Consider the following 6722-nt stretch of genomic DNA (forward strand, 5'->3'; position numbering starts at 1 on the left):
GCGCACCTTGGCGCTACGGGCATAGCCGGGAATGCGCAGGTCGTTGAACTGGCGGCTGTTGGCATCCAGGTGCAAGGCGAAGGCACCGTTGCCGGCCTCCAGCTTGCCGGCGCTGCTGCGGGTGGTGTCGGCGCCGCCGTAGCGCAGCTCACCGGCACCGTGGATGCCCTCGATCGGCGCGTCCGGGATACGGTTGTCGAAGGTGTTGACCACGCCGCCAATGGCGTTGCCGCCGTACAGCAGGGCGGCGGGACCGCGGACGATTTCGACCCGGTCGACGGTTACCGGGTCCAGTGGCACGGCATGATCGTAGGAAAGCGACGAGGCATCCAGGGCGCCGACGCCATTGCGCAGGATGCGAATGCGGTCGCCGTCCAGGCCGCGGATTACCGGGCGGCTGGCACCAGGGCCGAACCAGGTCGAGGCGACACCGGGCTGCTTGTTCAGGGTTTCACCGAGGCTGCCATGCTGCTGTTGCAGCAGGTTGTCGCCTTCGAGCACGGTGCTGGGAGCGGCCAGTTGGCTATTGCCCAGCGGGTTGGCGGTGATGACCTGGGGTTCGAGTTCCACGGCCTGGCTGGGTGATGCGGCAAGCCAGAGCGCGACGGTGAGAGAGGAGAAGCGAAGGGGTGAATACAGCATGGGGGGCGGGCGTTCCTTGGCAGATGCTTTTATAGTGTTACAAGATAACATAACTATTTCAGCATAGAGGATTTGCGCCTGGCCAGCGATTTTTCTGTCGACCCGACTGATCCCACCCGCCACTACACTCGTGTAAGGTGCGCATCTTTCCTACGGAGCACAGCATGAGCACGGCCCAACACAACGCGCTGCACGGCAAGACCCTCGAACAGATCCTCACCGAACTGGTGGCGCACTACCAATGGCAGGGGCTGGCCGAGCGCGTCGATGTGCGCTGCTTCAAGAGCAACCCGACCATCAAGTCGAGCCTGACCTTCCTGCGCAAGACACCGTGGGCGCGGGAAAAGGTCGAGCAGCTGTACGTGAAGCTGCAGCGCCAGGCCTGACATGCCGCGGCGCCCGTGGCTGACCGGCATGGCTGTACTGGGCTGGTTCGGCCTGACCGTTCAGGTGTACCTGGTGCTGCTGGCGCGTTGGCACGATCAGGCCAGCCTGATCGGCGGTCTCATCAACGTCTTCGGCTATTTCACCGTGTTGACCAATACCCTGGTGGCAACGGTGCTCAGTTATGCGGCGTTTGGCCGGGAAGGGCGGGGCAAACGCTTTTTCCTGTCACCTTCGGTGAGTACGGCAGTGGCTGCCAGCATCGTGCTGGTGGCGCTGGCCTACAGCCTGTTGCTGCGCCATTTGTGGCAGCCGCAGGGCTGGCAATGGCTGGCGGACGAGCTGTTGCACGACGTGATGCCCGCACTGTATGCGCTGTATTGGTGGTGCGAAGTGCCCAAGGGCACCCTGCGGCTGCGGCATTTGGCGGTTTGGGCGTTGTACCCGGCTGTGTATTTTGCCTATGCGCTGTGGCGGGGGAGCGATATTGGCGTGTATGCCTACCCGTTCATCGATGTGGCGAGCCTGGGGATTGGGCAGGTGATGCTCAATGCGCTGGGGGTGCTGGCAGGGTTCTGGGGGATCGGGCTGGTGTTGTTGGCGGTGGACAGGTATATGGCACAACATTTTCAGCGTCTGTGAGATCGAGCGCCGCCCGCGCGGCGCTTGATCTCACAGACGCTGCATATCCTGTGGCGAGCACCTGTCAGCCCTGATGCAATCCCTGCTGCAACTGGCCTGCCGACGACAAAGCCAGTCCTGGGACTACCAGTCACTCGTCCTCCGCAGTCCCGTCAGCACGCCAGTATGCCGCAGCCTTCAGCGCATCCTCAGCCACGCCTTTCTCCAGCAGCACTGCCTTGGCCTGGCGGGTCAGGGCTTTTTCCAGCGCCACCCAGCCATACAGCCGGCCTTGCGGCAAGCTCAGGTTCTTCACCAGCGTCAGCAGGTCCTCTTGCCTACGGCGCACCCAGATCACTTCCACCTGGGCCTTGCTCGGCAGCGGCTGGCGCTCTTGCTCGTCTTCGATCTGGATAACCGCCAGAACCTGGCGGCCTGCGGGCAACTCCTCCAGCCGCCGGCCAATCGCCGGAATGGCAGTTTCGTCCCCGATCAGCAGATAGCTGTCGAAAATGTCCGGCACCACCAGCGAAGCCCGAGGCCCGGCGATGTTCAGGGTGTGCCCAGGCGCGGCCTGAGCGGCCCAGGTTGAGGCAGGGCCATCGCCGTGCAGCACGAAGTCGATGTCCAGTTCATTGGCCACCAGGTCGATGCGCCGTGGTGTGTATTCGCGCATGGTCGGGCGCGGGCCGCCGTCGGGGCGCAGGTTGCGCGCGTCGATGGCCTGCTGTTGCTCCGGTGTTTCGGCGAACAGCAGCTTGATATGGTCGTCGCTGCCCACGCTGGTGAAGCCTTCGAGTTCGGAACCACCCAAGGTGATGCGGCGCATGCGTGGGGTCAGTTCGGTCACCCGCAGCACCTGCAGGCGGCGCTGGCGAATTTCGTGGTTGACGCGGTGAATGGTGTCACTCATGGGGAGTCTCCTTGACGCGTTCGGCCGGCCCGGTGGCGATGGCCTTGGCGGTATGGTTGAGCAGATCGCGGACCCGCTCGATTTCTTCGGCGGTCCAGCGGCCGCTGTGCATGTGCAGTGCGTGGCGCAGGTTGCCGACCGCTTCATGGATTTCTGGTGGGCGATCGTGGCCGCGCAGGGCGCGCTTGCTGACTTCGATGCGCATGCGCACGCCGTCAAGGGCCACGGCCTGCTCAGCCAGGGCGCTGCGGCCGGCATCGGTGATGGCATAAAGGCGCTTGCTGCCTTGCACCTGGCCGCTGATCAGCTCGGCTTCCTCAAGAAAGTTCAGCGTGGGGTAGATCACCCCCGGGCTTGGGCTGTAGCTGCCATCGAACAGATTTTCGATCTGCCGGATCAGGTCGTAGCCGTGCCCGGGTTGCTCGGCGAGCAGGTCCAGCATCAGCAGCTTGAGATCACCGGGGGCGAAGACGCGGGGGCCACGCTCGCCGCGGCCTGGGCGCCGCTCGAACGGATCGTGGGGGGTGTGTTCACGCATGGGCATTGAGCTCCGTCGTTTGCGATATATCTTAAGATATTACTCAAGATATATCTAAAGACAAGCCCTTTGTTGCGGATGATTATCATCTAGTTGGTCGATAGGTTTCCTGAAGGTGCCGGGGTATGAACGGCCACCTGTGGCGGTTTGCACTCATTCGGATTGCCCGGCTGCAGGTAAGGCATCAGGATCGGCGCCATGCCCTTGAGCACCTGAACTGGCAGCGCCGAGGTAAATTTGAAGGCTTCTGCCGAGCGCCCAGGGACGAAGGCGGTCAAGGTGCCAAAGTGGTTGTCGCCCAGGAAGAACACGAACGTGGCGGTTCGGTTCAGCGAGCGGGAGCCGATCAGCCGCCCGCCGGCGCCAAAGCTTTCGATGCGGTTATCACCCGTGCCGGTCTTGCCACCCATTACCAGTGGCGTGCCGTCCTGCAGCTTGAAGCTGCCGGAAATCCGCCGCGCCGTGCCTGCATCCACCACCTGCGACATGGCGCCTTTCAGGGCTCGCGCCACCTCCACTGGCAAAATCCGCACGCCGCGGTCCGGGTCGGTGAGCAGCTTGGTTTCGTAAGGGGTGTTGGCCGCAAAGTGCAGGGTGTCGATGCGCAGCGTCGGCAGGCGAATGCCATCGTTCTGGATGATGCCGACCAGCTCGGAAAGGGCGGCAGGGCGGTCGCCCGAGCTGCCGATGGCGGTGGCCAGCGACGGCACCAGATGGTCGAACGGATAGCCCACGCGCTTCCAGCGCTGGTGGATGTCGAGGAACGCTTCGATCTCGACCATGGTGCGGATGCGGCTGTCGCGGGCGCCCTGATGGCGGCTTTTGAACAGCCAGCCGTACACCTCCTGGCGCTCGAAGCGGCTGGCATTGACCATCTCGGTCAAGGTCGAGCTCGGGTTCTTCAGCAGGTAACCCAGCAGCCACAAATCCAGTGGATGGACCTTGGCGATATAGCCCTGGTCGGGTAGGTCGTACTTGCCCGGGCCGTAAGCGGCGTACATCTCGGACAGGCGCCCGTCGGTGAGTTTGCCGAGGGTGATCTTGTCCCCCTTGAGGTGGGCCCGGACAAAGGCGTTGAAGGTTTCCTGGCCGGCTTCGGGAAACAGGTAACGGTGCACCGCGGCCAGCCGTTGCGGGGTGACACGCATGCTGTCGAGGAACGTGTCCAGGCGCTGCTGCGAGGTTTTGCGCTGGTATTTTTTCCAGAAGCGCATCAGGTAGTTGGTGCCCTCCTTGTCGGCGAAGCGGGCCAGGTATTCCTGGCGGCGCGGGTCGGCGTCGTCCTTCAGCAGCGGTACCCGGTTGAACGGCTGCTGGTACGTCACGTAGCGCACCAGGTCGCGCATCAAGCGGATGAACGGCAGGTTGATCGACTCGCGCAGGGCGTCCTTGAGAGTCGGGTTGCGGTTGTTGTCTTCCTTGCGGAAGTTGTTGAACACATGCATGCCGCCGCCGGTGAAAAAGGCTTCGCCGGTGTTGGCCGAGTACTTGCGCTCCAGCGCTGCGTCGAGCATGGCATCAAGGCTCTGGTTCTTGCTGTTCTGCGCCAGCCATTCCAGCGACCACTGGGTGATGCGGTCGAGTTCGGCGACCTCGACTTTCTTCAATTCGGCGGGGGGCTTGCCGGCGTACTTGTCATGCAGTTCGGCAATGATTTCCAGGTAGGTAGTGAGTACTCGCAGCTTGGCAGTGGAACCCAGCTCCAGCTTGCTGCCCTCGTTGATGTCGAAGGGCTGGTTGGTGCTGTCGGTCTGCACCCGCACCCGCGAGCCATCGGCGGTGCGCTCGAACAAGGTGAAGCTGTAGCTGACCTGGTCGGTGGTCTTGGTGGTGAGCAGGCGTTCGCCGATCAGGCCCATTTGTGCGGCGAATGCGGGGTCGGCGAGGTTTTTCAGGTACTGGCTGACCTGCAACTGCAGGTCGGCCTGCAAGGTGCTGGTGGCTGACAGGTCGAGCCGGTCGAGGTCGTACAGTGGGCGGTTGAGCATGGCTGCCAAGCGGTTGCGCGCCAGGCTGATGCCCTTGTTGGTGACGATTGGGACGATGGTCGGTTGCGCGACCCAGTCACGATAAACCGCCTTGCTGGCCAGCGCGGCGTCGGCCAGCGGCTGTTCAATGACGTTGTTGGCGGCGAGCACGCGGATGTGTGAGTCGGTGAGCTCGGCCAGCTCGATCCGGCCTTTGGACAAGTAGTGCGAGGGCCGGCGCTGGGCAATCATCAGCGACAGCACCTGGCGCAGGGCCAGGCCGCGTGTGGCCAGGCTCTCGGCGTCGCTGGCGGTGGACGTCAGGGCCTGGTTGACCTGGTCGAAGTCGGCGCCGTACCACACCCGCAGCCCTTCGGCCATGCCATGCACCTCGCCATGCCCAGGCACTGCCGACAGCGGCACGCTGTTGAGGTAGTCGCGCACGATACGCTGGCGTGCCTCGGTGGTATCGGGGCCGCCCTGGTAGGCGCGAACGCTGGCAGAAACCATCTGGCGGATCTTCTCGGCGCCTGACACGGTCAGGCCGTCTGGCGAGTGGCGGTATTTCTCCAGCTGGGTGGCCAAGGTGCTACCGCCGGCCGACTGCCCCGGCAGGGCCAGGTATTTGGCGATCTGGCTGTAGGCGGCCTTGGCGAAGCGCGGCCAGTCCACGGCGGGGTTGTTGCGTGGGTCCTTGGCGTCGAGCAGGTCGCGGTTTTCGATGAACAGCAGGCTGTTGACCATCACCGGCGGGATCGCCGCAAAGTCCGGGTACAGGTGCTGCGGATAGTTGTACTGGTACAGCGTGTCGCCGCGGCAGTCGGTGATCGACAGGCCCGCCTGGATTTTCTCGATATACGGGGCGAACAGCCCATGATCGACGTAGTTCATCAACGCTGGCGAAAACCTCACCTGCTCGCTGATCAGGTAGTCGCGCTTGAGCAGGCGTGGCAGGAACTCGCCCAGCGCGCTGTAGCCCAGGCGTTTGTCGAACGGCCCTTCACCGGGGTAGACGATGGCATCGCTGGGGCCGGGCTGCAGTGAATAGGTGAGGGTGCCCGCCAGTTTGCTGAATTCCCGCGATTGCAGTTCGGACGTGCGAAATTCGTCATACGCGGCAAAGCCGATGGCCACCAGCGCCACCAGCAGGATCAGGATGATCAGCCGCCACCATAGCCGACGCTGACGGGGTGACTGGGGTTGTGGCGTCTCGGCCGGAGGTATCTGGGGTGCTTCCGTTCTGCTTGGTTCCGATTGCCACAGTGCGCCCATAGTCTTCAATCCGGCCAGGTGTTTTCGTCTTGCTTGTCTGAAGCTTAGACGTTGAGCGCATCAGGTGAAAAATTTGTAGGACGCGACGGAAAGTGGCGTAAGGCTATGCGGCTTTGGTGTGGGTTTCCTCGTTCGCCGATATTGCTATGGTGCCCGAGTTTTGCGGCCGCTGCGCCCCGCTCGCAAGCAAGCCAGCTGCCAAAACCCCAGAGAACTCGCTGATTTTTCCTGTATATACAGCGAAAAACCCTGCACCGAGCTTCCTATACTGCTCGCCCCCTTCGCCCCGCCGGGTGCTCTACACCGGCATACGGGCCGGCCCACGAGGCCAGCCTGGCAAGCCACCGCCACGCCTATCGGCATGGTCAGTGCTGCACGAAGGTCA

General features: G+C 63.3%; 6 protein-coding genes. 2 read left to right on the plus strand and 4 right to left on the minus strand.

The features are described from left to right. The coding region (locus HP546_RS23665) for a TonB-dependent receptor plug domain-containing protein (RefSeq protein ID WP_172230239.1) at nucleotides 1-642 on the minus strand (642 nt) is incomplete at its 3' end. Between the two features lie 164 nt (nucleotides 643-806). Between HP546_RS23665 and HP546_RS23670 the strand changes: the two genes are divergently transcribed. Both HP546_RS23670 and HP546_RS23675 read left to right on the plus strand, forming a co-directional pair. Further along, complete coding sequence (locus tag HP546_RS23670; RefSeq protein WP_008093990.1) at nucleotides 807-1028, plus strand: VF530 family DNA-binding protein; 222 nt, start codon at nucleotides 807-809, stop codon at nucleotides 1026-1028. Between the two features lies 1 nt (nucleotide 1029). Then, entirely contained in the window at nucleotides 1030-1668 is a 639-nt protein-coding gene (locus HP546_RS23675; RefSeq protein WP_172230242.1) for a Pr6Pr family membrane protein, read from the plus strand. A gap of 130 nt (nucleotides 1669-1798) precedes the next feature. Here the strand turns inward: HP546_RS23675 and HP546_RS23680 are convergent, their stop codons facing one another. The 3 genes from HP546_RS23680 to HP546_RS23690 all read right to left on the minus strand — a co-directional run bounded on the left by HP546_RS23680 (nucleotide 1799) and on the right by HP546_RS23690 (nucleotide 6337). After that, entirely contained in the window at nucleotides 1799-2560 is a 762-nt protein-coding gene (locus tag HP546_RS23680) for a siderophore-interacting protein (protein ID WP_172230245.1), read from the minus strand. Then, nucleotides 2553-3098 carry a PadR family transcriptional regulator gene (locus HP546_RS23685; RefSeq protein WP_172230248.1) on the minus strand — a complete coding sequence of 182 codons (546 nt, stop codon included), beginning with the start codon at nucleotides 3096-3098 and terminating at the stop codon, nucleotides 2553-2555. Before HP546_RS23685 ends, HP546_RS23680 begins: the two co-directional genes overlap by 8 nt. Nucleotides 3099-3187: 89 nt before the next feature. After that, the gene (locus HP546_RS23690) at nucleotides 3188-6337 is read right to left on the minus strand and encodes a transglycosylase domain-containing protein (protein WP_172230250.1); all 3150 of its coding nucleotides are present in this window, start codon (nucleotides 6335-6337) and stop codon (nucleotides 3188-3190) included. Nucleotides 6338-6722: the final 385 nt, after the last annotated feature.

Origin of the sequence: Pseudomonas sp. CM25 (assembly GCF_013179705.1) — a bacterium.
GTDB lineage: Bacteria > Pseudomonadota > Gammaproteobacteria > Pseudomonadales > Pseudomonadaceae > Aquipseudomonas.